General features: G+C 63.7%; 27 protein-coding genes. 13 read left to right on the top strand and 14 right to left on the bottom strand.

Going from position 1 to position 24,957, the window contains the following annotated elements:
* Positions 1-37: 37 nt before the first annotated feature.
* Together mutM and GN330_RS13410 are read right to left on the bottom strand one after the other, a co-directional pair.
* Positions 38-931, bottom strand: a complete 894-nt coding sequence (mutM, locus tag GN330_RS13405; RefSeq protein WP_156713200.1) for a bifunctional DNA-formamidopyrimidine glycosylase/DNA-(apurinic or apyrimidinic site) lyase — start codon at positions 929-931, stop codon at positions 38-40.
* Complete coding sequence (locus GN330_RS13410) at positions 924-2,159, bottom strand: phosphopentomutase (RefSeq protein ID WP_156713201.1); 1,236 nt, start codon at positions 2,157-2,159, stop codon at positions 924-926. The genes mutM and GN330_RS13410 overlap by 8 nt, the downstream gene beginning before the upstream one ends.
* A 129-nt stretch (positions 2,160-2,288) precedes the next feature.
* On the opposite strand from GN330_RS13410, the gene GN330_RS13415 reads away from it, so the two are divergent.
* Positions 2,289-3,215, top strand: coding sequence for a phosphate/phosphite/phosphonate ABC transporter substrate-binding protein (locus tag GN330_RS13415; protein ID WP_197435156.1), 927 nt, complete (start codon positions 2,289-2,291; stop codon positions 3,213-3,215).
* Positions 3,216-3,257: 42 nt separating this feature from the next.
* Here GN330_RS13415 and GN330_RS13420 read toward each other — a convergent pair whose 3' ends face one another.
* The 3 genes from GN330_RS13420 to GN330_RS13430 all read right to left on the bottom strand — a co-directional run bounded on the left by GN330_RS13420 (position 3,258) and on the right by GN330_RS13430 (position 5,133).
* Complete coding sequence (locus GN330_RS13420; RefSeq protein WP_246188681.1) at positions 3,258-3,881, bottom strand: TadE/TadG family type IV pilus assembly protein; 624 nt, start codon at positions 3,879-3,881, stop codon at positions 3,258-3,260.
* 49 nt (positions 3,882-3,930) lie between these two features.
* Entirely contained in the window at positions 3,931-4,509 is a 579-nt protein-coding gene (locus tag GN330_RS13425) for a TadE/TadG family type IV pilus assembly protein (RefSeq protein WP_156713203.1), read from the bottom strand.
* Between the two features lie 183 nt (positions 4,510-4,692).
* On the bottom strand, positions 4,693-5,133 hold the full coding sequence (locus GN330_RS13430) for a pilus assembly protein N-terminal domain-containing protein (protein ID WP_156713204.1): 441 nt from the start codon (positions 5,131-5,133) through the stop codon (positions 4,693-4,695).
* Between the two features lie 502 nt (positions 5,134-5,635).
* On the opposite strand from GN330_RS13430, the gene GN330_RS13435 reads away from it, so the two are divergent.
* From GN330_RS13435 to GN330_RS13475, 9 genes are all read left to right on the top strand, one after another.
* Positions 5,636-5,812, top strand: coding sequence for a Flp family type IVb pilin (locus GN330_RS13435; RefSeq protein ID WP_156713205.1), 177 nt, complete (start codon positions 5,636-5,638; stop codon positions 5,810-5,812).
* Between the two features lie 144 nt (positions 5,813-5,956).
* The gene (locus GN330_RS13440; protein ID WP_156713206.1) at positions 5,957-6,469 is read left to right on the top strand and encodes an A24 family peptidase; all 513 of its coding nucleotides are present in this window, start codon (positions 5,957-5,959) and stop codon (positions 6,467-6,469) included.
* A 130-nt stretch (positions 6,470-6,599) separates the two neighbouring features.
* Complete coding sequence (cpaB, locus tag GN330_RS13445; protein WP_156713207.1) at positions 6,600-7,412, top strand: Flp pilus assembly protein CpaB; 813 nt, start codon at positions 6,600-6,602, stop codon at positions 7,410-7,412.
* On the top strand, positions 7,409-8,977 hold the full coding sequence (locus tag GN330_RS13450; RefSeq protein WP_425487166.1) for a type II and III secretion system protein family protein: 1,569 nt from the start codon (positions 7,409-7,411) through the stop codon (positions 8,975-8,977). Before cpaB ends, GN330_RS13450 begins: the two co-directional genes overlap by 4 nt.
* Positions 8,978-8,994: 17 nt before the next feature.
* Positions 8,995-9,699 (top strand): CpaD family pilus assembly protein, encoded by a 705-nt coding sequence (locus GN330_RS13455; RefSeq protein WP_156713208.1) that lies wholly within the window; start codon positions 8,995-8,997, stop codon positions 9,697-9,699.
* A 24-nt stretch (positions 9,700-9,723) separates the two neighbouring features.
* On the top strand, positions 9,724-11,007 hold the full coding sequence (locus GN330_RS13460) for a CpaE/TadZ family protein (RefSeq protein WP_156713209.1): 1,284 nt from the start codon (positions 9,724-9,726) through the stop codon (positions 11,005-11,007).
* 30 nt (positions 11,008-11,037) lie between these two features.
* A complete protein-coding gene (locus tag GN330_RS13465; RefSeq protein ID WP_156713210.1) occupies positions 11,038-12,507 on the top strand; it encodes a TadA family conjugal transfer-associated ATPase in 1,470 nt (489 codons plus the stop codon).
* 26 nt (positions 12,508-12,533) lie between these two features.
* Positions 12,534-13,547 carry a type II secretion system F family protein gene (locus GN330_RS13470; protein ID WP_156713211.1) on the top strand — a complete coding sequence of 338 codons (1,014 nt, stop codon included), beginning with the start codon at positions 12,534-12,536 and terminating at the stop codon, positions 13,545-13,547.
* A gap of 27 nt (positions 13,548-13,574) precedes the next feature.
* Positions 13,575-14,594 carry a type II secretion system F family protein gene (locus tag GN330_RS13475; protein WP_156713212.1) on the top strand — a complete coding sequence of 340 codons (1,020 nt, stop codon included), beginning with the start codon at positions 13,575-13,577 and terminating at the stop codon, positions 14,592-14,594.
* A gap of 266 nt (positions 14,595-14,860) precedes the next feature.
* Here GN330_RS13475 and GN330_RS13480 read toward each other — a convergent pair whose 3' ends face one another.
* Positions 14,861-15,322, bottom strand: coding sequence for a hypothetical protein (locus GN330_RS13480; RefSeq protein WP_156713213.1), 462 nt, complete (start codon positions 15,320-15,322; stop codon positions 14,861-14,863).
* Positions 15,323-15,511: 189 nt separating this feature from the next.
* A complete protein-coding gene (locus GN330_RS13485; RefSeq protein ID WP_156713214.1) occupies positions 15,512-16,327 on the bottom strand; it encodes a tetratricopeptide repeat protein in 816 nt (271 codons plus the stop codon).
* A gap of 120 nt (positions 16,328-16,447) precedes the next feature.
* Here GN330_RS13485 and GN330_RS13490 point away from each other — a divergent pair, with 120 nt between their 5' ends.
* The 3 genes from GN330_RS13490 (at position 16,448) to GN330_RS13500 (ending at position 19,102) form a co-directional block, all read left to right on the top strand.
* Positions 16,448-17,824 (top strand): leucyl aminopeptidase family protein, encoded by a 1,377-nt coding sequence (locus GN330_RS13490; protein ID WP_156713215.1) that lies wholly within the window; start codon positions 16,448-16,450, stop codon positions 17,822-17,824.
* Positions 17,825-17,897: 73 nt separating this feature from the next.
* On the top strand, positions 17,898-18,248 hold the full coding sequence (locus GN330_RS13495) for a MarR family transcriptional regulator (RefSeq protein ID WP_156713216.1): 351 nt from the start codon (positions 17,898-17,900) through the stop codon (positions 18,246-18,248).
* The gene (locus GN330_RS13500) at positions 18,245-19,102 is read left to right on the top strand and encodes a C40 family peptidase (protein WP_343040660.1); all 858 of its coding nucleotides are present in this window, start codon (positions 18,245-18,247) and stop codon (positions 19,100-19,102) included. The genes GN330_RS13495 and GN330_RS13500 overlap by 4 nt, the downstream gene beginning before the upstream one ends.
* A gap of 25 nt (positions 19,103-19,127) precedes the next feature.
* Here the strand turns inward: GN330_RS13500 and GN330_RS13505 are convergent, their stop codons facing one another.
* The 7 genes from GN330_RS13505 to GN330_RS13535 all read right to left on the bottom strand — a co-directional run bounded on the left by GN330_RS13505 (position 19,128) and on the right by GN330_RS13535 (position 24,925).
* Positions 19,128-19,265, bottom strand: a complete 138-nt coding sequence (locus GN330_RS13505; protein ID WP_156713217.1) for a hypothetical protein — start codon at positions 19,263-19,265, stop codon at positions 19,128-19,130.
* A gap of 121 nt (positions 19,266-19,386) precedes the next feature.
* Positions 19,387-20,337, bottom strand: a complete 951-nt coding sequence (locus tag GN330_RS13510; protein ID WP_156713218.1) for a 2-hydroxyacid dehydrogenase — start codon at positions 20,335-20,337, stop codon at positions 19,387-19,389.
* Between the two features lie 27 nt (positions 20,338-20,364).
* Positions 20,365-21,999 carry an ABC transporter ATP-binding protein gene (locus GN330_RS13515; protein WP_156713219.1) on the bottom strand — a complete coding sequence of 545 codons (1,635 nt, stop codon included), beginning with the start codon at positions 21,997-21,999 and terminating at the stop codon, positions 20,365-20,367.
* Complete coding sequence (locus tag GN330_RS13520; protein ID WP_156713220.1) at positions 21,996-22,388, bottom strand: type II toxin-antitoxin system VapC family toxin; 393 nt, start codon at positions 22,386-22,388, stop codon at positions 21,996-21,998. The genes GN330_RS13515 and GN330_RS13520 overlap by 4 nt, the downstream gene beginning before the upstream one ends.
* Entirely contained in the window at positions 22,385-22,633 is a 249-nt protein-coding gene (locus GN330_RS13525) for a type II toxin-antitoxin system VapB family antitoxin (protein WP_156713221.1), read from the bottom strand. Before GN330_RS13525 ends, GN330_RS13520 begins: the two co-directional genes overlap by 4 nt.
* Before the next feature lie 49 nt (positions 22,634-22,682).
* Positions 22,683-23,834, bottom strand: a complete 1,152-nt coding sequence (locus GN330_RS13530) for an ABC transporter permease (protein WP_156713222.1) — start codon at positions 23,832-23,834, stop codon at positions 22,683-22,685.
* Positions 23,834-24,925 carry a microcin C ABC transporter permease YejB gene (locus GN330_RS13535; RefSeq protein WP_156713223.1) on the bottom strand — a complete coding sequence of 364 codons (1,092 nt, stop codon included), beginning with the start codon at positions 24,923-24,925 and terminating at the stop codon, positions 23,834-23,836. The genes GN330_RS13530 and GN330_RS13535 overlap by 1 nt, the downstream gene beginning before the upstream one ends.
* Positions 24,926-24,957 lie beyond the last annotated feature (32 nt).

Genomic DNA, 24,957 nt, shown 5'->3' on the forward strand with positions numbered 1-24,957 from the left:
CTCCTCCTGGATTGGGGCGTGTGGCCAGAGCCCTAGCCTAGCGCTGGCACGAGGGGCAATAGAAAGTCGATCGGCCCGACTGCACGATGCGCAGGACGACGCCGTCGCAATTCAGCTTGGGGCACGGCTCGCCTTCGCGGTCGTAAACGGCGAAACGGTGCTGGAAATAGCCCAGCGCGCCGTCGGCATGAACATAGTCGCGCAACGACGAGCCGCCCGCCTCGATGGCGTCTGCGATCACCGCGCGGATCGCCGCGGCGAGCCGGTCGCAGGCCGTCGTCGGTCCGCCGCTTTTGGCTACGATCGAACCGGCGGCGCGGTCGGGAGCCAGTCCCGCACGCCACAGGGCTTCGCACACATAGATATTGCCGAGCCCGGCGATCAGGCGCTGGTCGAGCAGTGCCGCCTTGAGTGGCGCGCGCCGGTTGCCAAACAGGGCGGCGAGCAGAGCGCCGTCGAGCATGTTTCCGGTCGGTTCGGCGCCGAGCTTGCCGATCAGCGGATGCGCCGCCAATTCTCCGGACTCGGCGAAAGCCATGAAGCCGAAACGGCGTGGGTCGTTGAACACGATCCGGGCTCGTCCGCCGGCCTTCGGCGCCAGATGGAAGACCACATGGTCATGCGTGGCGTTCTTGGAACGGTCATGATGAAACTGACCGGGGACATTGTCGTGCCCGTCCGCCTCGATGCGCCACGAGCCCGACATGCCCAGATGGCTGATCAGGGTCAGGCCGTCATCGAGATGGGCGAGAAGATATTTCGCGCGCCGCGACAGGCCGTCGACGCGGCGACCGGCAAGCCGGCCGGTGAAGTCGGCGGGAAAAGGGAAGCGCAGATCGGGCCGCCGCTGTTCGACCGACAGGATGCGCGCGCCCTCCATAACCGGGGCGAGCCCGCGCCGCACCGTCTCGACTTCGGGAAGCTCAGGCATCGGCGAGCTCCGCCAGGAAGGAACGGCCGTGCTGACCGGCCGGCAATCCGAGATGCGCGGCGACCGTCTCGCCGATATCGGCAAAAGTGGTGCGCACCCCAAGCGGGGCCGGGGCGAGGCCGGGGCCGGTTCCGAACACGGGCACACGTTCACGCGTGTGATCGGTGCCGGGCCAGGTCGGATCGCAGCCATGATCGGCCGTCAGGATCAAAAGATCGCCGTCGACGAGCCGCGACAGCGCCTCGGGCAGGCGGGCGTCGAACGCCTCGAGCGCCGCCGCATAGCCGGCGACATCGCGCCGGTGGCCGAAGAGCATGTCGAAATCGACGAAATTCGCGAACACCAAATCGCCATCGGCGGCATCGTCCATGGCCGCCAGCGCCACGTCGAACAACGCCATGTTGCCAGCCGCCTTGCGCACCTCGCTCACGCCGCGATGGGCGAAGATGTCGCCGATCTTGCCGATGCCAATTACGCGGCCGCCGGCTTCCGTGATCCGGTCGAGCAGGGTTGGCTCGACCGGCGGAACCGCATAGTCGCGCCGATTGGCGGTGCGGACGAAATCGGCCGCGGTCTCGCCGACGAAAGGACGCGCGATAACGCGGCCGATATTGAGCGGATCGACTAGGCGCCGGACCCTGGCGCACAGGTCGTAAAGCCGCTCGAGGCCGAAATGGGTTTCGTGGGTGGCGATCTGGAACACCGAATCCGCCGAGGTGTAACAGATCGGCTTGCCGGACCGGATGTGCTCCTCGCCGAGTCTCGCGATGATCTCGGTGCCCGAGGCATGGCAATTGCCCAGGATTCCCGGCAGGCCGGTCTCGCGCAGGATCGCCACCACGAGATGGTCGGGAAAGGTTGGCTGTGTGTCGGGAAAGTAGCCCCATTCGAACGGCACCGGCAGGCCGGCGATCTCCCAATGACCCGAAGGCGTGTCTTTGCCCTTCGAGACCTCCTGCGCAGCCCCGAAAAAACCCGTCACCGGGCGCTGGGCGGGCACCGCCTCGTCGGGTTGCGTCGCCGCCTCGGCGGCAAGGCCAAGGCCGAGGGCCGTCATGTTGGGAAGGTCGAGGGGACCTTCGCGCAGCCCCGCCCGGTCGGCTTCCCCCCTTGCGGCCGCTTGCGCGATATGCACGAACGTGTTGGCGCCATCGTCGCCGAATTCGGCGGCATCCGGCGCGCCGCCTATGCCGAAGGAGTCGAGCACGAACAAAAAGGCACGCGCCATGGCTGAACGTCCTTACACACTGGTTTCAACGACACTTAGAAGTGATGCGGCGAATTGGCAATTCGGAAACCAAACGGCAAGGTCGCCATGCGATAGAGGACGGATCACGGCTGCAGAGCGGAGATGGCGATGAAACGGACGACGTTGGCGGGACTGGCCGTGGTCGCGACGGTCGCATTGGGGCAGCTCCCTGCCCAGGCCGGCTGGAAGGACGAGGTCGGCACGTTGCGGATCGGCATGCTCGCCCGCCCTGGCGCCGGCGCTGCCGTGCCTGGCGCGTCGGCGATCGAGCGCGCTTTCTCGCAGGCCCTGGGCATTCCGGTCGATATCTTCGTCGCGCGAGACTTCGCCGCCCTGATCGATGCGCAGGCCAGTGCCCGCGTGCATTACGCGGTTTATTCGGCCCTGGCCTATGCGCTGGCCTGGCGACGCTGCGGCTGCGTGGAGCCGCTGGTCGCACCGATTTCGCGCGACGGCGCCACCGGCATCCGCTCCCTGCTTGTCGTCGCGCCGGGCGTGGAAAAGCAGGGGGCGCCGCCGCGTATCGCCTTCGTATCTGGTAATCTGGCTTCGGACTTCCTGCCGCGCCTGTCCCCGAAGACCGAGGCGGGAAAGGATGTGTCGGCGCGCGAAAAGCGTGTCGCCGTGGAGACCGCCGCGGACGCGGAGCGCCGCTTCGCCGACGGCGAGGTCGATGGTCTGTTCGGCTGGGCGTATGAGCGTGTTGGCGGCGCGACCGGCGGCACTGTGGACCGTCTTGTCGAAGCTGGCCTCGACGCCGACGATTTCGACATCGCATGGACCTCGGCGCCGATACGTTATGGTCCGCACGCGATCCGCGCCGACGTTCCGGGCGAGCTGAAGCAGGCGATCACGCGGTTTCTGGCAGGTCTGAAGCTGCAGCAGCCGGACGTCTACGATTTGCTGGAGGAAGAACGCCAGGGCGGGTACCTGCGTGTCTCCCATTCCGATTATGAAAGCGTGCTGCGCCTGACCGAACTCTTTGCGCCTTCTCGACCCGGCGCTCCATCGTCGGGGGCGCTGGCCGGCCCTTAGAACACCGATGAGCCGGCCCTGATCCACAACTGCCCACAGGCCCTAACAGTCGATACAGCTGACCTTCTGGCTCATGCGCGGCCGCAGGTAATATTTTTCGCCCATGCTGATCTTGTCGAACGCAGCGGCGAGGCCGATGGTGGCCTTCTTTTCGGAGTTCCAGGTAAGGACCGGCTTGTAGTCCAGCTGCGCTTCGCCGCGGATGAGAAAGGTGCCCCTGACCTTGAGTTCGTTGGGAATGGTTGTCGTCGACCCGGCGGTCAGATAATCGCTCGTTGCCCCGCTCACCATCTTTCGCGACCAGGCCACCTTGACCTTGGGCGTGTCCTCGTCGGTGATTTCGATCCCGGTGACGTAGATCGAGGGCGAGGTGCGGTTGTAGGGCTGGATCACCGCCCCCCCTATCTTCATGATCGCGTCGATTTCGGATTCGGTGATCTGCTGCTGCTGGGTGACGAGATCGGCGACCATGGAGGCGATGCGGCCGGTCTTCTTGTTGGCCTCGATCGCCTGCGACGTTTCCATGGTCATGAAATAAAGCCCGATCAGGATCGGCACGACAAACGCGAATTCCAGCGCGGCCGCGGCACGGCGATCGCGCCACAGGCCGGTGCATGCCGCCCTGGAAAACATCGTTCGATACGAAAGTCCGTTTCGCCCCAACATCACTCCGGTTCCTTCCTTGCTCGGCGCACCTTGTGCTGCCTCGGCACTATCAGTCGTCGAACGGCTCGTTTTGCCAGGTCACCGTGGCGAAATGCAGCGTCTTGCCGTCCTTCAGGTTGGACAGCGATTTGCGCATGAAGTCGGTCATGACCGGCCAGCGGTAAAAGACCCGAAGCATGTTCTTGCTCAGCGAGGGGCCGGGATCGACATCGAAATCGCTGGTGTCGATATCCTTGTCCGAGGTCAGCTTGATCCGCACCTTGGACGCCTCCTCGAAGGTGGCGAATTCGCGCAGATCCACTTCCAGACCGGGGCAGCCGGCCGCCACGATGATCTCGATCTTGTCGCAGATTTTCTGCTTGAGGGCAGTCTCGTTCAGACCCGCCGCCTTGATCTGGCCGGTGCGCAACTGACGCGCGACATTGTCGGTCGCGGTCGTCAGGACCTGCTGGCCGGCAAACGAAATGCAGCTTTCCAGAATTGCGAAGACAAGCATTGAGAACGGCAGCGCGAGTGCCACGAACTCGATGGCAACGGCGCCGTCGCGGTTGCGCGCGAACCGGCCGAATAGGCCTCTGCGCGCTTTCGCCGTCGCGGCTTCCCGTCCTGCGGACATGTCCTTTGTCATTGCCAACTCCTGCCAACCCCAATTGCAGTCGTGCAAAGACGTCTAGCGCATGGCAGTTGAATTCCCGTTTTGGCAACCAGGAAAATTGTCCGTGCCCCGTTTACCGATGCTTTACCCGCATCAGGTTCGGGATCTCCGTCCTGTCCGATCCGCTCTCTTTTGGACGCGTATGCGGATGACGGGCTATTGGCTGGCGCCCATCTCGCTTTCCGACAGGCGCTCGGCATCGCTCTTGTAGGAGCTCTCGCAATAGGGCGTGCACGACAGCGTCTGAACGTCGGCGCGGCGATAGATGCGCACGGATTTGTTGTCCTGGCGGGCCACGTAGATCTGTTCGTCGACGATCGGAGCGCCGTCGAGGTCGAGCACGACGATATTGGTGACACCGAAACCGCGCCCCGTCAGCACCAGGGTTGTGGCATCCTGGACCGAGGCATCGGCGATTTGCGGATTGCCTACCACGATCGTGTCGGCCGGCCGGGCCAGCTTCACGATCTTCGCCTCGTTCATCAGGATACGGATCCCCGCCTCCGCGAGCGCAGGCACGGTCCCGGCGGCCAGCGACAAGGCCGCCACCGTACCGATCAGGACCTGTCGTGCCGGAATTTTCGATGTCGACGCCATGGGTCTCTCCGCCTCGTGCTTGCTGAAAGATGAACCGGATTGGTGAATCTTAGGTTAAGCCCGACCGTGAACGGGGCGGGACGGATGGCGTGGTCGGCATGGTCGCGTCTTGTCGGCGAAATTTCGGCACCGGGTCGGACGGATGTGCTGGATTGCGGTGACGGGGTTTTTGGTGGGGCGGGGCTGGTGGCATGCGTGCCTGTCTCAACGTAAGAATGCGTCCCATTATAAAGACGGTACACCATCCGCGGCCGGGAGCAACGCCACGACGCCTCAGGTGATGGTCTTTTCGGACCACACAACAGCGGCAGACAAAGCATACAAAACGCGCATTCCGCTTATTCCAAATTTAACCAACCTGAGGACTTGAGCCGGTTAGGGTTTCGGTAAGACTGTTTCTTAAGCCGAATGAAACAGCTTCCCCGTAGTGTCTGGCCATCCGATCAACGCACAAAGAAATGTTGACGGGCTGTGCTGTAACACGTGGAGTAGGAGCTCTCGAATGTCTAAGCTTTTTGCACGTTTCGTGAAAGACGAATCCGGCGCGACCGCTATCGAATACGGTCTGATCGCCGCCCTTATCGCCGTGGCCATCATGGCCGGCGCTGGTGCCCTCGGCAAGTCGCTCGACGGCCAGTTCACCGAGATCGCCAAGGAACTCGACTACAAATCCGAGTAGTCTCACCGGTATTTCGGTCGCGCCGAAAGAAAGATGCAAGGGGCCGCCTTCGGGTGGCCCTTTTGCCGTTTGGCGGAGGCCGGCTTCACCAAAGCTTAAGCGCCGAGACTCTATTCTGGCCGAACAACGACAGACGAGGCGATCATGATTGAAGCGGCGATCTTCGTCATCTTTCCGTTCTGCATGGCTTTTGCGGCCGTTTCCGACATGTTGTCGATGACCATCGCCAACCGTGTGCCCGTGCTGCTTGTCGCGGCCTTTGCCGTCCTCGCGCCGCTGACCGGCATGGCCTGGCCCGAATTCGGTATGCATTTCGCGGCCATGGCCGCGGTGCTGACCGTCACCTTCGTGCTGTTCGCCGTCGGCGGCATGGGCGGAGGCGACGCCAAGTTGCTCGCCGCCACGGCCCTGTGGATGGGGTTCGACATGAACCTGCTTTATTATCTTACCGTTTCGGCCATGTTCGGTGGCCTGCTCACTCTCTTGATCGTTTTTTATCGCAGTTCGCTGTTCGCCGACATTACGATCAACAATGTGATCCTGCGCAATTTTGCTGACCGTAGTGCCGGCATTCCCTACGCTATCGCGCTCGGCCTCGGCGGTTTGGCTGCCTACGTGCACTCGCCCTTGATGATCTGGGCGCTGGCCCGGTTTTAGGTCGCCGGCCGCGTGATCCGTAAACCTTGAATTAAGTACGATCGTAAGCATTGCATTAACCCTAATTTGACGATTGCTCCCGCATTGTCGCCTCCGGTGAACGTAAATCGCCGGGTAAAGGTGCGGGTCGATGAACACTTCACGCTTGATCATTCTTGGTGTCGCCGTCGTTGCGGCTGGCGTTGCCGGTTATATCGCGAAGAATTTGGCGACGGCGCCGGCGCCGGTCGTGGTTGCCGATGCGGGTCCGCGCGAACCGGCGATCCGCATGACCGAGGTGCTGGTGCTTTCGGAGGATCTGCCGGTTGGTCAGCCGCTGGAAAGCCAGATGCGCTGGCAGGACTGGCCGTCCGAAGCGGTCAGCGACGGTTTCATCACGCGTGAGGCCGAAGGCGACGCCCAGGAGACCCTGAAGGGGGCGATCGCCCGCCTGCCGATGTATGCCGGCGAACCCGTGCGGCGCTCGAAGCTGATCGGCGCCGGTCAAAGCTTCATGTCCGCGATCTTGCCATCGGGCAAGCGCGCGATCGCCACCCAGATTTCGGCCGACACCTCGGCTGGCGGTTTTATCCTGCCCAACGACTATGTCGACGTGATCATGACGCGGCGCGCCGAAAGCGGCGGCACGCAGGGCTTCGTCACCGAAACGATCCTGAAGAACATTCGTGTTCTGGCGATCGACCAGACGATCACCGAGGATGAGGAAGGCCGCAAGGTGAAGGTCGGCGAGACGGCGACTCTCGAATTGACGGCCCAGCAGGCCGAAATCATCACCGTGGCCCAGCAGCTCGCCGACAGGCTGACGCTGGCGTTGCGTTCGATCAAGGATGCCCAGGAAAAACCGACGAGTGAGGCCGATTATCTGGTCTCCGGCAATGGCCGGCGCGGCACCGTTCGGCTGATCAAATCGGGCGAAGTCTCTGAAGTTGGAGCGCGCAAATGACGTCGCATATTCGCAAGCTGCCAAGAACAGATCGCAAGGCTCCGATTGCCACGGGGATCGCGGCGTGCCTGATCGCGATGGCGGCGATCGGCTTGCCCGCGGCGCCCGGTTTCGGATCGGGCGAGGCGTTCGCCGGCCAAGTCAAGGTACGCTCGACCAGTTCGACGAGCCAACGCGTCAAGCTGGGTCTCAACAAGTCGGTCGTCATCGATCTGCCGCAGGATGCTTACGACATTCTGGTGGCCAATCCGACCGTGGCCGACGCCGTGACCCGCACCGCGCGCCGCATCTATCTGTTCGGCAAGCAGGTCGGTGAAACCAACATCTATGTTTTCGGCGCTAATGGCGAACAGATCGCGAGCCTGGACCTGGCGATCGAGCGCGACGTGGCCGGGCTTGAGGACTATCTGGAACGTTTCATCCCGAACTCCGACATCACAGTCGAACTGCTGAACGACAACGTCGTCCTGACGGGAACGGTGGAGACGCCGCTCGATGCGTCGCGCGCGGCTCGGTTGGCCCAGATCTTCGTGACCGGCGGTGAGGCAACGACAGGCCAATATGCGCAAACCGCGGCCGCGCCGACCGATGGTGGCGGCGTGGATATCAACAATCCCGACGCCGAGCGGCGCGTCAGCCAGATCGTCAATCTGCTGAAGATCATCGGCGAAGACCAGGTCACGCTGAAGGTGACGGTCGCCGAGGTCAGTCGCGTGGTCATGAAGCAGCTCGGCGTCAATATCATGGGCTCGGGCAGCTCGAACGGTATTTCCTGGGGCGCGATCGGCGAGAACATCTCCGGCCTGGGCAAGCATATGACCGGTTCGCAGCTCAGCCTCGGCTCGGCGTTCGGCGCGAGCACCCTCGACGCCTATCTCAACGCCATGGAGCAGGCGGGCGTGATGAAGACGCTCGCCGAGCCGACGCTGACGGCGATCTCGGGCGAAAAGGCCGTTTTCCAGGTCGGCGGCGAGTTCAATCTGGTCGTGGGCCAGGAGGTCGATTCGGAGACCGGCGGCATCTCCTATGACATCGAGAAGCTGGAATACGGGATCGGGCTGGAATTCCTTCCGGTCGTACTTTCGCCCGGCCGCATCAGCCTGAAGGTCCGCACCTCGGTTTCCGAGCCGACGACGGAAGGGTCGGTCCCGCTCGGTACCGGTGGCCGCAGGACCGCCACCAATCTCTTGTCGATCCGCAAGCGTCTCGCCGACACGACCGTCGAACTGCCCTCGGGCGGCTCGATGATGATCGCCGGCCTGGTGCGCGATGATATCCGCCAGGCGACGTCCGGACTGCCCGGCCTGTCGAAGCTGCCGGTATTGGGCACGCTGTTCCGCAGCCGCGATTTCGTGCGCAACGAATCCGAGCTTGTGATCATCGTCACCCCTTATCTCGCCCGCCCCGTGGCGCGCCAGCAGCTCGCCCGGCCGGATGACAATTTCAACGCCGCGAGCGACGGCGCCGGCATGTTTCTGGGCCGCGTCAACCGCGTCTACGGCACCATGAAGACCAACAAGCCGAAAGGCCGCTACCACGGTGTGGTCGGCTACATCTACAAATGACCGCGAGGAACGGCACGATGCGTAGAGCACTCCCCTGTCTGCCCCATGCCGCACGCCCGTCGCGGCGCTCCGCCACCATCCTCGTCGCTATTGCCGCCGCCGCGCTGCTGGCGGGCTGCGCCAAGCGCGATTCGATCACCGTCGGTTCGGTGCCGGACGATTACCGGACCAACCATCCCATCATCGTGTCCGAACAGGACGAGGTGCTCGATCTTCCCGTCGGCCTATCGGAGTATGGCATGACGCGGGTTCATCGTGTGGCCGTCGACGGCTATGTCGCCAATTACGATCGCGGCGCGGGCGCCGTGATTAGCATCATGGTTCCGGCCAATTCCGCCAACGCGGCCTCGGCCAGCTCGGCCGCTTACGAGATCGCCGGCTATATGCAGCGCAAGGGCATTCCAGCCGGCAGCATCGTTACCGTACCGTATGATGCGGGCGCGCCCGATCGGACGGCGCCGATCCGTCTCGTCCATGGCCGTATGAAGGCGCATGTCGGCCAATGCGGCCGCTGGCCCGACGATGTGCTCAAGACGCGCGAGAACAAGCATTACGCGAATTTCGGATGCGCCTATCAGAACAATCTGGCCGCTCAGCTGGCCAACCCGTCGGACCTTCTTGGACCGCGGGCCTCGACGGAAATCGACGCCGCCAACCGTGGTGTCGCGATCGACGACTATCAGAGCCGCGAAACCGAATGGGCACCGGTCACCCAGTACTGACGAGCCGGAAGCGAGGCGAGGACGATGAACAATCTGGCTTATGACAGCGAAAGCGAGCTGGAAGCGACGGTGACGGACGGCGAAATGGCGCAGCTCAATGCCCTGCGTCCGATTCCGCGGATCTCGATCCAGGCTTTCTGCGAGACCGAGAGCGTGGCCAAACCCATCGAGCGCGCCGGCGACGACCGGCGCATGGCCAAGGCCCACCTCAAGGTTCATATGGGGGGGCTCGAGGCCGCGTTGGAATATTACGGCGCCGCGCCGACGCCGAATCTGATCATTTTGGAATCGCGCAACGAACCGAAGGAATTGCTGGAATCGCTGCAGCGGCTGGCCGATGTGTGCGACCCCACGACCAAGGTCATCATCATTGGCCACTACAACGATGTCTGGCTGTACCGCGAACTGGTCCGCGCCGGCGTGTCGGAATATGTCGTCGCGCCGGTTTCGCTGGCCGACGTCGTCGCGATCATTTCCCAGATCTTCGTCGATCCCGACGCCGAGCCGCTCGGCAAGTCGATCGCTTTTGTCGGCGCCAAGGGCGGTGTCGGATCCTCGACCATTGCCCACAATGTCGGCTGGATGATGTCGACGACCTTCAGTTCCGAAGTCGTGGTGGCCGATCTCGATCTGCCTTTCGGCACGGCGAACATCAATTTTGACCAGGACCCCGCCCAGGGCATGGCGGAGGCCGTGTTTTCCCCCGAGCGTATCGACGAGGTCTATCTCGACCGTCTGCTCGCCCAATGTTCGGAGCACCTGTCGCTGCTGGCCGCGCCGTCCACGCTCGACCGAGCCTATGATTTCGATACGGATGCATTCGCCCAGGTTATCGACATCGCGCAGCGCAGCGCGCCGCTGCTGATCCTGGACGTCCCGCATGTGTGGAACGGTTGGACTCGCAAGACGCTGATCCAGGCCGACGAAATCGTCATCACGGCATCGCCTGAACTGGCCAATCTGCGCAACACCAAGAACCTAGTCGACACGCTCAAGAAGCTGCGGCCGAACGACAAATCGCCTTATCTCATCATCAATCAGGCTGGGGTACCCAAGCGTCCGGAGATCTCGGCAGAGGACTTCGCCGAACCGCTCGACCTCACGCCGCTGGTGACGATTCCGTTCGAGGCCCAGCTTTTCGGCAACGCAGCCAACAATGGCCGGATGCTCGGCGAGATGGACGCGCAGCACGCGATCGTGAAATCGATCTCCGAGATCGCGCATGTGCTGACCGGCCGAAGCGAAATAAAGACCAAATCCAAGTCTGGCCTGGCCGGAATGCTCGCCAAGCTGAAGACGCGGAAGTAGCCGCGAAATTGCGAAACTGGTGCGTGGGACATGTTTGGAAGACGTGGTAGCGAAGGTCCGTTGAGGGAAGAGCCGGTCAGCCGGCCGGTTGCGCCGTCGCCGGCGGCGCCTGACGACGCCGACCGCCCTGCGGCCGCGTCGCAGGCACCGGCGCCGCGGCGCGCCGCCGAGCCGCCGCCGCCGCCCAAGGCCGCTCCGCGTCAGGAGCGCGAGCACACCGAAAACTACTACGACACCAAGAGCCAGGTTTTTTCCGCGCTCATTGACACGATCGACCTGTCGCAGCTTGCCAAGCTCGAGCCCGAGACGGCGCGCGAGGAAATCCGCGATATCGTCAATGATATCATCGCGATCAAGAATTTCGCGATGTCGATATCCGAGCAGGAAGAGCTGCTCGAGGATATTTGCAATGACGTGCTGGGCTACGGTCCGCTCGAGCCCCTGCTTGCGCGTGATGAAATCGCCGACATCATGGTCAACGGTGCCAAGCACGTCTATATCGAGGTCGAGGGCAAGGTCGAACAGACCAAGGTCCGCTTTCGCGACAACCAGCAGCTACTCAACATCTGCCAGCGCATCGTCAGCCAGGTCGGCCGGCGCGTGGACGAATCGAGTCCCATCTGCGACGCGCGCCTGCCCGACGGCTCGCGTGTCAACGTCATCGCGCCGCCGCTCGCGATCGACGGAACTGCGCTGACCATCCGCAAGTTCAAAAAGGACAAGCTGACGCTTGATCAGTTGGTGAAGTTCGGCGCGATCTCGCAGGAGGGCGCCGATGTCCTGAAGATCATCGGCCGGGTGCGCTGCAACGTCATCATTTCCGGCGGCACCGGCTCGGGCAAGACGACCCTGCTCAACTGCCTGACCAACTATATCGACCGCGACGAGCGCATCATCACCTGTGAGGATTCGGCCGAGCTTCAACTGCAGCAGCCGCATGTCGTGCGCCTGGAGACGCGTCCGCCCAATCTGGAGGGAGAGGGCGAAGTCACCATGCGCGAACTGGTCAAAAACTGTCTGCGCATGCGTCCCGAACGCATCATCGTCGGCGAGGTGCGCGGACCTGAAGTCTTCGATCTGCTGCAGGCCATGAATACCGGCCATGATGGCTCCATGGGAACCATCCACTCCAACTCGCCGCGCGAGTGCCTCAACCGTATCGAATCGATGATCGCCATGGGCGGCTTTTCGCTGCCCCAGCGCACGGTGCGCGAGATCGTCGTCGGGTCCGTGGATGTCATTATCCAGGCCGCCCGCCTGCGCGACGGCTCGCGCCGGATCACCCACATCACCGAGGTGATCGGCATGGAGGGCGACGTGATCGTGACGCAGGACCTGGTCCTTTACAACATCAGTGGCGAAGACCAGAACGGGCGCATCATCGGCAATCACGCATCGACCGGCGTCGGCCGGCCGAATTTCTGGGACCGCGCCCGCTATTACGGCGAGGAGGCACGGCTGGCCAACGCGCTCGAAGCGATGGAAAAGCAGGTCGGCTGACATGATCGCGGCAGGGGAATAGGTCGATGTTCGGACTTGATACGACCCTTCTGGCGGTCATTCTGCTCGCCGGCCTCAGCGCCGGCGCGGTCGCCTACGCCTTCATGTTCAACACCATCTCCAACGAGCGCAAGGCCGGGCGGCGCCTGGAAACGATCAAGAAGGCCGAGACCGACCGCAACGTGGTCAAGGCCTCGCGCGACCGCATGGCAGAAGCGGCCAAGCGGCGCAAATCGGTCCAGGACTCGCTCAAGGATCTGGACGAGAAGCAACGGGTGAAGGATACCCGGACGCGCAAGCCGCCGCTGAAGGGACAGATCAAGCAGGCCGGCCTCAACATGCCGGTGCAGCGGTTCTACATCATCTCCGTCTGTTGCGGCCTGTTCTTCGCGATCGTGGCGTTTTTCGCCGGGGCGCCGCTTTGGGCGGTTCCCGGAGCGCTGCTTGCCGGGGTCTTTGGCGTGCCGCGCTGGGGACTGGCCTATTTGCGCACGCGCAGGGTCAAGGCCTTCCTGGAGGAACTGCCCAACGCGCTCGACATCATCGTGCGTTCGGTGAAGTCCGGCCTGCCGATCAATGACGGCGTCAGGCTGATCGCGAGCGAGGCGCAGGAGCCGGTGCGCGGCGAGTTCCGTCGCGTCGTCGAAGCCCAGCAACTTGGTCTTTCGCTTCCCGAGGCAACACTGCGCATGGCTGAAACCATGCCGTGCCCGGAGGCCGGCTTTTTCGGTATCGTCATTCAGATTCAGAGCCAGGCCGGCGGCAACCTGTCCGAGGCTTTGGGAAATCTCTCGCGGGTTCTGCGCGACCGCAAGCGGATGCGCGCGAAGGTATCGGCTCTGTCGATGGAGGCAAAGGCTTCGGCCGTCATCATCGGCGCGCTGCCGTTCATCGTGGCGTTTCTCGTCTACCTGACCAGCCCGAACTACATTATGCCGCTTTTCACCACCCCCACCGGACACATGGTGCTTGGCGTGTCGGTGTTATGGATGTCGGTGGGGATCTTCGTGATGAAGAAGATGATGAATTTCGACATCTGAAGACGGCGTATTTCGAAAGGCCGACACATGACCGACCAGATTGTCAACGCGATATTCGAACCGGCCTTCCTCGTCGGGCTGCTGGTCGCGGTCGCCGTCTTCGCGACGGTGTTCACGGCCATGCCGGCCCTGGGCGGAAACGAGCTCAAGACACGCATGAAGACGGTCGCGCTGGAGCGCGACGAATTGCGGGCCAAGCAACGCGCGCGACTTGCCGCTGAGGCGGATCGCCGCCGCAAGGGGCTGCGCGAGGAACACTCGCGCGGCATGCGCGACATTGTCGAACGGCTCGACCTGAAGCGGGCCCTGGTCGATCAGGCCACCCTGTCGAAATTGCGCATGGCCGGCTTCCGTGGCGAAAATCCGCTGACGCGCTTCCTGTTCTTCCGCTTGGTGCTGCCCATGGTCGGGCTGATACTCGGCGGCTTGTATATCTTCGTGCTCGGCGGCATGGCCGACCAGCCGATGCTGGTCAAGATCTTCGTCGTCATCGCCACGGCCTATGCCGGCTTTTACGCGCCGATCATCTATGTCAACAACCGTGCCACGAAGCGCAAGCAATCCATTCAGAAAGCCTGGCCCGACGCACTCGACCTGATGCTGATCTGCGTGGAATCGGGCATGTCGATCGAGGCGGCATTCCGGCGTGTGGCCGAGGAGATCGGCACGCAGTCGGTCGAGCTCGCCGAGGAGTTTGTCCTCACCAATGCCGAGCTGTCGTTCCTGCAGGAGCGCCGCCAGGCCTACGAGAATCTCGCCAGCCGCACTGGCCTCGACGCGGTCAAGAGCGTCAGCCAGGCCCTGATCCAGGCTGAACGTTATGGCACCCCCGTTGCCCATGCGCTCAGGGTTCTGGCCCAGGAAAGCCGCGAGATGCGCATGAACGCGGCCGAAAAGAAGGCAGCCGCGCTGCCGCCGAAGCTTACCGTGCCGATGATCTTGTTCTTTCTTCCGGTCCTGTTCGCCGTGATCCTCGGCCCGGCCATCATGCAGTTCTCCGAGCAGGGCGTCTTCGGCGAAAAGAAACAATCGTCAAGCGAGCGGTAGAGCCGTTTATCTTTAACTGGAATCGTTTGACTGCCGGGATTTTGAGGTTTGGCTGGGAGCGCGTGGCGATGCGGTGCAGGCACCGTGAGCCGTGCGAGGCCGGTGAGGCGCGCCAAAGACCAAGATCGGGCGATTGCGGTTTGACGGGCGATATTAAAATCATAGGCGTTCCCCGCCTTGATCCGCCGGATCCGCGCCGCCGTCCACGAATGAAAACGCCCCGGCGAACGTCGCGCGGGGCGTTTCGCGTAACGGACTGGGTTGGGTCAGCGGTCGACCGCGATATAGCCCATATGGGTTCCCATGCCGCGATTCGTGCGCCGAAGAACCGGGCCCTCGCGATAGTTCGGGCGAGCCCGGACCGGCTTGGGCGGCTTGGCGGGGCTGTCCTTGATCCCCCACATTTTCTTGAAGCCCTTCCAGGACTGTTTCGCCATGTCGCCCGGCCGATAGCCGTTGTCGACGCCGAAGCACCTGGCGATACAGGTCACCACCGTGGTGGAAACCTCGCCAACCGCCGTGCCGACCGCGAGACCGACCGAGGAAATGATCTTGGCGCGGGTGCGTGCCGGCGTGCCGGCCGTCTTCAAGTCCCGGCCCATCCGCTGGATGCCGGATTCGCGGTTGAGATTGGCGCCGTCCCGTGCCGCCGCCGGCCCGGCTATTGTGACGGTGATGCCGGCCGCGAGGGTGGCTGCGAGGAAAATGGAGACCAGTTTTGCGAACATCTTTCGTCCCTTCCTTTTAGATTGCGAACAAGCTTTGCGTTAACTTGGTCGCGGGGAGGGGCGAAAAGGTTCATTTTTTTCGGGGTTGGTCGCGGCCCAAAAGATGCGGACCGGCGACAAGAGGTACACGCGCTGCCGACCGGACCGCCGGTGGCCAGCAGTCAAACGGACAATGCCGGGTTGAGGGCTCTAGTTGGCCGCCTTCTTGTCTTCCTTCTTGATCTCGCTCCAGGCGTTTTGCTGGGCGAGCATCGAGCGCAGATAGGCGACGTTTGCTTCGGCCTGGTTCGGTGCCAGTTCCTGGCGCGCCAGCTTTTCGGCCTCGTCGAACCGACCTTGCAGGCCGACGACGAGCGCCAGGTTCTGCCGTACCCGGCTGTCGGCGCCCGGTGCGACTGCGGCCTTCCGCAGATAGGTTTCGGCCGTTCTCAGGTCGCCTTCCAGCACATAGGACATGCCAAGATTGGACAGGATCGACGGTTCGTCGGGCTTGAGATCCAGCGCCTTGCGGTAGAGGCTTCGCGCTTCCGCCGAATTGCCGAGCTGGTCGAGGATCGCAGCCTCGGCCGAAAACAGCTTCCAGTCCGGATATTCCGGCGTCTGCGCGCGGCGGATTGCGTCAAGCGCGGTTTCGAACTCGCCGGCCGCCGCGAGCGCCTTGCCATAGGCGGCAAGCACCGAGCGGTCCTTGGGGTGCGCGATCGCCAGCTTGCGCATGACCGCCAGCGATTGGTCGGACTTGCCGGTCATCTGCAGCACATTGGCGTAGCGTATCGCGACGCCCTTATCGGTCGGTGCCTTGGTGAAGGCGTGTCCCAGCGAAATCGCGGCCTGCTGTAGTTCCTGGGAGGACATCTGCGCCACCGGGCGTGAACTGCCGCGGTCGATCGAGCCGGTCGTCATGCGTGAATTGGCACAGCCCGCGACGCTTGCGGCCAACGCAACGGCGAGGGCGGCATGACGCCAGCGTCTTCCGGTTGCGTTCGCGTCGCGATTGGTCAACATGCGCTCGTCTCCGCTTCGCCGCGTCACAGGTTTGATGATGCGGCCATCTGGAGGCAGAAATATTCCGTTAACCCTAACGGTTGGTTAAGGAAGCCAGCCTCCCGCAAGGATAACCGCCCGATGCCCGTCGAACTGATCGCCGAAAAACCGGCCTCCGCCCGGCCAATCCATCTCGTCACCAAGGCCGGGTTCGAAACGGCCGGGCTCGACGCGGCCGCGCGCGACTGGGCCCTGGCGAACGGATTTTCCGGCAAGGCCGGCGAGCTGCTGTGCTACCCGGACCAGACCGGCCATCTGGCTGGCGCGCTTTTGGGATGCGCAACGACACGGGAGGGGTTTTCGCCGCTCGCCACCGGACGGCTGGCGCGTCATTTGCCGGGCGGCGACTGGTTTTTCGCCGGCCCGCCGGACGAGCCGAATAACGCTACCCTGGGCGTTCTGCTTGGCGGCTACCGCTTCACCCGATACGGCAAGAAACAGGGCGACACGCTGCGCTTCGTGGCGCCGGACGGTGTCGATGTCGAGCGTCTCAACCGCATCGTCGCCGGCGTGTTCATGGCCCGCGATCTGGTCAACACGCCGACCAACGATCTCGGCCCCGATGCGCTCGAGCGGGCCGTGCGCGATCTCGCCGCGCGGCACGGTGCCGACGTTTCGGTGGTCGTTGGCGAAGCGCTGCTTGAGCAGAATTTTCCGATGATCCACGCCGTCGGTCGCGCGGCTGCCCAGGCGCCGCGCCTGATCGATCTGCGCTGGGGCCCTAAGGATGCGCCGTGCGTCACCCTGGTCGGCAAAGGCGTCTGTTTCGACACCGGCGGGCTCGACATCAAGCCGGCAAGCGGCATGCGCCTGATGAAAAAAGACATGGGCGGCGCGGCCAATGTGCTCGGCCTCGCTTCGATGATCATGGCGGCGGGCCTGAAGCTGCGCCTGCGCGTGCTGGTGCCGGCGGTCGAGAATGCGATTTCCGGCGACGCCTTCCGTCCAGGCGACGTGCTGAAAAGCCGCAAGGGACCGACCGTGGAGATCGGCAACACCGATGCCGAGGGCCGCCTGGTGCTCGCCGACGCGCTGGCGCTGGCCGACGAGGAGGAACCGCAACTGCTGATCGACATGGCGACCCTGACGGGGGCGGCGCGTGTGGCGCTCGGCCCCGACCTGCCGCCGTTTTACACCGACGACGACGCCTTTGCCGCCGCGCTGGCCGCCGAGGCCGGACGCGTCTGCGATCCGGTGTGGCGCATGCCGCTGTGGGCGCCTTACGATGCCGGTCTTTCCTCCAAGGTCGCCGACGTCAACAACATCACCACGGACGGCTTCGCCGGCTCGATCACCGCCGCGCTTTTCTTGAAGCGGTTTGTCGAACGCGCTGCCACATGGGCGCATTTCGATATCTTCGCCTGGAGCCCGACCGATCGGCCGCATGGCCTGGCCGGAGGCGAGGCGCAGGCGATCCGCGCGCTTGAAAGCCTGTTGGCGGCGCGCTATCCGGCTTGACCGGCTTGCCTCGTGCGACATTTCGGGGTTGAATGAAACGGACCCGTAACAAGCCTTGCAAATCAAGGAAGACATGTCCGTATCCTTGCGTCCGAGCCAGGCATTGAGGCTGTGGCAGCACGTGTCGCTGTCGGAGGTGCTGGACGATCGCCCCGATCTGAGCATGCGCCAGACCGCCATTCTCTTGACTATCTATCTCGACCCGCCGCCCCACACCGTGCGCGGTCTGGCGGCAAGGCTCGCCGTGACCAAGCCGGTCATCACTCGCGCGCTCGACACCATGGGCGCGCTCGGGCTCGTCAGCCGGCACCGCGACGACAACGACAAGCGCAACGTGCTGATCAAGCGTACGGTCAAGGGCGCGCTCTATGTCGAGCGCCTCGGTGACGTGATCATCGAACAGGGACGGGAGTTGCCGCTGTGACGGTTCTGGATCGCAGGCTGCACGCCTATCGGCAGGATCTCGCCGACAGCCGCCTGCAAGGTCGGGTCGCCGCGCCGCGCTTCGTGCCGCCGCGTGCCAGGCGGATCGCAAGCCCTGTTGTTGACCTGCTGGTCGGGCCCGACCGCGCTGCGGGCGTCAATTCCCAGTTGCTACGCGGCGCCGACGTCGACCTGTTCGACGAACGCGACGGGCTCGCCTGGGTCCAGGCGCGCGAGGACGGCTATGTCGGTTATGTCGAAACCGCCTCTCTGGCCGAGCCCGGCGCTGCCGCGACCCATGTCGTCGTCGTGCCGCGCACCTTCATCTACGGCAAACCGGACATGAAGACGCCGCGCACGGCCGCGCTGTCGATGGGAACGCGGCTTTCCGTGACCGGTGAGGCCGAAACCCGCGGCAGCCGCTTCGCGATCACCGCTGACGGCGAGGCCGTGTTTGCCGATCATCTGCGGCCCGTTGGATGGGGCGCGCCGGACTATGTCGCCGTCGCCGAACAGTTCGAGCACACGCCCTATCTGTGGGGCGGCACGTCCGGTTTCGGCCTCGACTGCTCCGGCCTGGTCCAGCTTGCCATGAAGATGGCCGGCACGCTGGTGCTGCGCGATTCCGACATGCAGGAAAAGATCGGCGCGCCGCTCGATCCAGGGCCGGATTTCCAGGCCGTGCGCCGGGGCGACCTGGTGTTCTGGAAAGGCCATGTCGCGATCGTTACCGCGCCGGGCGAGGTTATTCACGCCAACGGCAACACAATGACGGTGGCGCGCGAGCCGCTTGCAGCGGCCATCGCCCGCATCGCGCCCCTGTTCGGTCCGCCGACCGTCACACGCCGGCCCTGAGCGCGGTCGCACGCTCTAAATGCCGTCAGCGCCGCGGGCGCGATGCCTGTTCGATGTCGACGAATGGCGAGGGCGTCTGCGTGGCGGCGTCAAGCTGGACGAAAAACGCCGTGAGCCCGGCGGCGACCAGCGCAAGCCTGACATATTTATTTATGCTGGCCATGGTCTCTTCTCCGGTTCCCGGTGACGGACGGCGTTCGGCCGCTTCCGTTACTTGGTCGCCACGGCGTTGGAGAAGGTTCAATTCGGTCTTGGGACGAACGGGTGACGCAAGCCGGCCGGGTTCAGTAGCCGGCCTTGCGATCGACGAGATTGCGCAGGGGCTCGCCGCGGTCGCGGGCATCCATCTGTTCCAGCATCGATTTGGCCAGATGCACGGGATCGGAGGCCGCGGCGGCATGCGGGGTGACGAACACACGCTCATGCGTCCACAACCGGCTCGTTTCCGGCAGCGGTTCGGTTTCGAAAACGTCGAGGCTCGCTTCCTTCAGCACGCCGTCGTCAAGGGCGCGCAAAATATCGGCGCCGTTGTGCAGGAGCCCGCGCCCGGCATTGATCAGCACCGCGCCGCCGAGCGGGTTGTCGCGTCGCAGCTTCGACAACAGCGCGTGATCGATTATGCCTTTGGTGGCTGGCGTCAGCGGCAGAAGCACGACCAGGATATCGGTCGCGGCCAGGAAGGCGTCGAGACCTTCGCCGCCGCCATAGGCGGTTACGCCATCGGCGGGCGTGCCGCTCCGGCTCCAGCCATTGACCCGGAAGCCGAGCGCCAGCAGCGCCCTGGCTGCCGCGCGACCGAGCTCGCCGAGCCCCATTATGCCGACCGAAACCCTGTCCGCCGGCGGCTGCGGCGGCTCGATCCAGGCCTTGCGCCGTTGCTGCGCGCGATAGAGAAAGCCCTGGCGGTGATGGTCGAGCACCCGCCACACCACATATTCGCTCATGTGCTGGGTCAGGTTGTCGGCCACCACGCGCACGATCGGCACGTCCGGCAGCTCGGGATCGGCGAACAAATGGTCGACCCCGGCGCCGCCCGAAAAGATCGCCTTGAGGTTGGGCAGACCGGACAAAAGCCCGGGATGCCGGTTCCACACCACCGCATAGTGGATCGAGCTGTCGACCGGACGTTCGCGTTCCAGCACCACCTCGCGGCCGGCCGACAGCATGTCGCGCCAATGCTGTGGGTCGAACCCGGCGACGGACAGGAGAACGCGGCCTTTTGCGGGAGCTTGCATGTTGATTGCGGATTTGCGCCTGAAAAACTACTGGCTGACCACGCCTTCCGGCGCGGCGGTGATGTCGAAGGCGGCGGCGAGCAGCGCCCGCGTATAGTCCGATTGCGGCTCCCGGAAGATACGCTCGGCCGGCCCGGCCTCCACGATCTTGCCGTTACGCATCACGATCACCTCGTTGGCGAGCGCGCGCACCACCTTTAGATCGTGGCTGATGAACAAATAGGCCAGGTCATGGCGTTTCTGCAGGTCGCGCAGCAGGTCGACCACCTGCGCCTGCACGCTCATGTCGAGCGCCGAGGTCGGTTCGTCGAGCATGACGAATTTCGGCTTCAGCACCATGGCGCGTGCGATCGCGATGCGCTGGCGCTGGCCGCCCGAAAATTCGTGCGGATAGCGGAAGCGGGTCTGCGGATCGAGCCCGACCTCGTCCAGAACCGCCACCACGCGCCGGTCGCGTTCGTCCGCCGACAGCGCCTTTTCGTGGATGGCAAGCCCTTCCTCGATGATCTCGGCCACCGACATGCGTGGGCTGAGCGAGCCGAACGGATCCTGGAACACGATCTGCAGTTCGCGGCGCAGGGTGCGCATCTCCTTGAACGACAGGGCGTCGATGGCGCGTTCGCCGAAGCGTATGCCGCCTTGCGAGGCGATCATCCGGCACAGCGCCAGCCCCAGCGTGGTCTTGCCCGAGCCCGATTCGCCGACCACGCCGACGGTCTGGCCGGCGCGCAGCGTGATGTCGACGCCGTCGACCGCCTTCACGTAGTCGACCGTGCGGCGCATGAAGCCCTTCTTGATCGGAAACCACACCCGGATATCGTCCCCGGTCATCACCTGCCGGGCGGCCGCGTCGGCCGGCGGCGGGTCACCCTTCGGCTCGGCGGCTAGAAGGTGCCTGGTATAGTCGTGCTGCGGATTGTCGAAGATCTCATGCGTCGGCCCGCTTTCCACGATCTTGCCTTTCGTCATCACGCAGACGCGGTCGGCGATGCGCCGCACGATGCCGAGATCGTGGGTGATGAACAGCATCGACATGCCGTTCTTGCGTTTCAACTCGTCCAGAAGCTCCAGGATCTGGGCCTGGACGGTAACGTCGAGCGCGGTGGTCGGCTCGTCGGCGATCAGCAATTGCGGCTCGTTGGCGAGCGCCATGGCGATCATCACGCGCTGGCGCTGACCGCCGGACAGTTGGTGCGGATAGGCGCCGAGCCGCTTTTCCGGCTCGCGGATGCCGACCTCCTCCAGCAGCGCCAGCGTACGTGCGCGCGCGGCGGTGTCGCTCATGCCCTGATGCAGTTTCAACACCTCACCGACCTGCTGCTCAATACTGTGCAGCGGGTTGAGCGAGGTCATCGGCTCCTGGAAGATCATGGTGATGTCGCGCCCGCGGATCTTGCGCAGCGCCTGTTCCTTCGCGCCGAGCAGGTCCTGACCGTCGAACAGGATTTCGCCGGAGGGATGGCTGGCAGCCGGATAGGGCAGGAGCTTCAGCACCGACAACGCCGTCACCGACTTGCCCGAGCCGGACTCGCCCACCAGCGCCACCGTCTCGCCGCGGCCGATGTCGAACGACACACGGTCGACGGCGAGGCTTTGTTTCTCGTCCTGCGAGAAGGCGACGGAAAGATCGCGAACGGAAATAAGGGGCGCGGTTTCGGTCAAAGTGCCGCCTCGATATCGGTCTTGCGGAAATCGTCACCCTTGAACAACAGCGGCTCGCCGCGCGCCTTGGCCAGTGCATAGGCGAAGCAGTCGCCGAGATTGAGTCTGGCGGGATGGTTTCCCTTGCCGAATTTCTGGTAGGCCTCACGGGCGAGATGGGCTTGCTGGGTCGTCGTCGGTACGATTTCCACATCAAGGGCGGCGATGAGATTATCGAGTTCACGCGCCTTCCTGTCGGTGTCGAGACTGTCGACCCGCATGGCGGCTTCCAGATAGTTTATCGGCGACATGGTGTGCTTTTCAGGTGCATCGGCAAGACAATATTTCAGTGCCGGTTGCTCCGGTTCATCCAGCAGGATCGCCAAAATTGCGGAAGCGTCCACAATCATCTCGGCAATCCCCTTTTGTCGTATAGATGAGAATGATCGCTGCTCGCGCCGGGCGGCGTCGGACCTGAGCGGGTCAGGATCTCGTCGATTTTTTTGATTTTCTGCGCGACATCGCGCTCGCGGCGCAACCGTTCCAGTTTTTCTTCAAGCGCGGCCTGGATCGCCGACGTCATCGTTTCCCCGGTTGCGCTTGCAAGCTGACGCGCAAGCTGCTCGACGCGCGGATTCTTGATGTTCAGGCCCATATCGACCTCCATGGTAGAAAACCGACGGAATTATACCATTCCACCCTACTCATTTGAACGTCTTCCGGGGGTCGAAGGCGTCACGGGTCGCCTCGCCGATGAAGATCAGGAGCGACAGCATCAGCGAGATCACCACGAATCCGGTAATGCCGAGCCAGGGCGCGTTGAGGTTCTGCTGGCCCTGTTTGAGGAGTTCCCCCAATGAGGCCGAACCCGGCGGCAGGCCGAAGCCGAGAAAGTCGAGCGAGGTCAGCGTGGTGATCGAGCCGTTGAGGATGAACGGCAGGAAGGTCAGCGTCGCCACCATCGCGTTGGGCAAGAGATGGCGGAACATGATCGTGCGGTTGGGCACGCCGAGCGCGCGGGCGGCGTTGACATATTCGAAGTTGCGCGCCCGCAGGAATTCCGCCCTCACCACGCCGACGAAGCCGACCCAGGAAAACAGCAGCATGATCGCCAGCAGGATGAAGAAGCCCGGCGGCAGCACGGCGGCGATGATCAGGATCAGGTAGAGCACTGGGACCGACGACCAGATTTCGATGAAACGCTGGAACAACAGGTCGGTCCAGCCGCCGAAATAGCCTTGCACGGCACCGGCCGACACGCCGATCAGCGCCGAGCACAGCGTCAGCGCCAGGCCGAACAGCACAGAGATGCGGAAGCCGTAGATCGCCCGCGCCAGCACGTCGCGGGTCTGGTCGTCGGTGCCGAGCCAGTTCCAGTTGCCGAGCGTGCAGCTTGGATCGTCGGCGCCCTGCGGATAGCGCGCGCAGCGCGTTTCGCGGTCGTAGAGCCAGGACGGCTTGGCCGGCGCGGCTTCGGGTATCTCGTTGTTGACGGTGCGGTAGGAATAGCGGACCGGCGGCCAGATCAGCCAGCCATTGGCCTCGATCTCCTCGAAGATCACCGGATCGCGATAGTCGGTAACGGCCAGGAAGCCGCCGAACTTTTCCTCGGGATAGTCGACAAGCACCGGAAACAGGATCTCGCCCTTGTAGGAAGCCAGCACCGGCTTGTCGTTGGCGATGAACTCGGCGAACAGCGACAGCACGAACAGCACCAGGAAAATCCACAACGACCAGTAGCCGCGGCGGTTCGCCTTGAAGTTCTGCCAACGGCGCTGGTTGAGCGGCGACAGCCAGCCGCGGCGTGGGGCGGCCTTGGCCGGCGGGGCGTCGGGAGCGGTGACCGCACGCTGCATCACACGTCCCTCCGCTCGAAATCGATACGCGGATCGATCCAGGTATAGACCAAGTCGGAGATCAGCCCGACGACGAGGCCGATCAGGGAAAAGATGAACAGATTGGCGAACACCACCGGATAGTCGCGGTCGAGCACCGAGCGGAAGCCCAGAAGGCCGAGCCCGTCGAGCGAAAAGATGTTCTCGATCAGCAGCGACCCGGTGAAGAAGGCCGAGATGAAGGCGGCCGGGAAGCCGGCGATGATGATCAGCATCGCGTTGCGGAAGACGTGGCCGTAAAGCACCTGGCGTTCGGTCAGCCCTTTCGCGCGCGCGGTAACGACATATTGCTTGCGGATTTCGTCGAGGAAGGAATTCTTGGTCAAAAGCGTGTTGGTCGCGAAGGCCGACAGCACCATGGCCGTCAGCGGCAGGGTAAGGTGCCAGAAATAATCGAGGATGCGTTCCGGCCACGACAGTTCGTGCCAATTGTCGGAGATCAGGCCGCGCAGCGGGAACCAGTCGTAGAACGAGCCGCCGGCGAAAAGCACCATCAAGAGGATGGCGAACAGGAAGCCGGGAATGGCGTAGCCGACGATGACGATGCCGCTGGTCCAGATGTCGAAGCTGGAGCCGTCCTTGACCGCCTTGCGGATGCCGAGCGGGATCGAGATCAGGTAGGAAATCAGCGTGATCCACAGGCCGAGCGATACCGAAACCGGCATTTTTTCCAGGATCAGGTCCAGCACGGAAATATCGCGGAAGAAGCTTTCTCCGAAATCGAACCGGGCATAGTCCCAGAGCATCTTGAAGAAGCGCTCCAGCGGCGGTTTGTCGAAGCCGAATTGCACTTCGAGCTGCTTGATGAATTCGGGGTCGAGCCCCTGCGCGCCGCGATATTTGGAATCGCCGGCATCGAATTCCTGCATGCCCGAATCGCCGCCGCCGCCCGAAATGCGGTCGGCCGCGTCGCCGCCCTGGCCGGTGATGCGCGCGATCACCTGCTCGACCGGTCCGCCCGGCGCGAATTGGATGACGGTGAACGAGATCGCCATGATCCCGAACAGGGTCGGGATCATCAAGAGCAGGCGCCTGAGGATATAGGCCCCCATCAGCCTGTCGCCCCGCAGCCCGCGTTCATGTC

It is taken from the genome of Nitratireductor arenosus (assembly GCF_009742725.1).
Lineage (GTDB): Bacteria > Pseudomonadota > Alphaproteobacteria > Rhizobiales > Rhizobiaceae > Mangrovimarina > Mangrovimarina arenosa.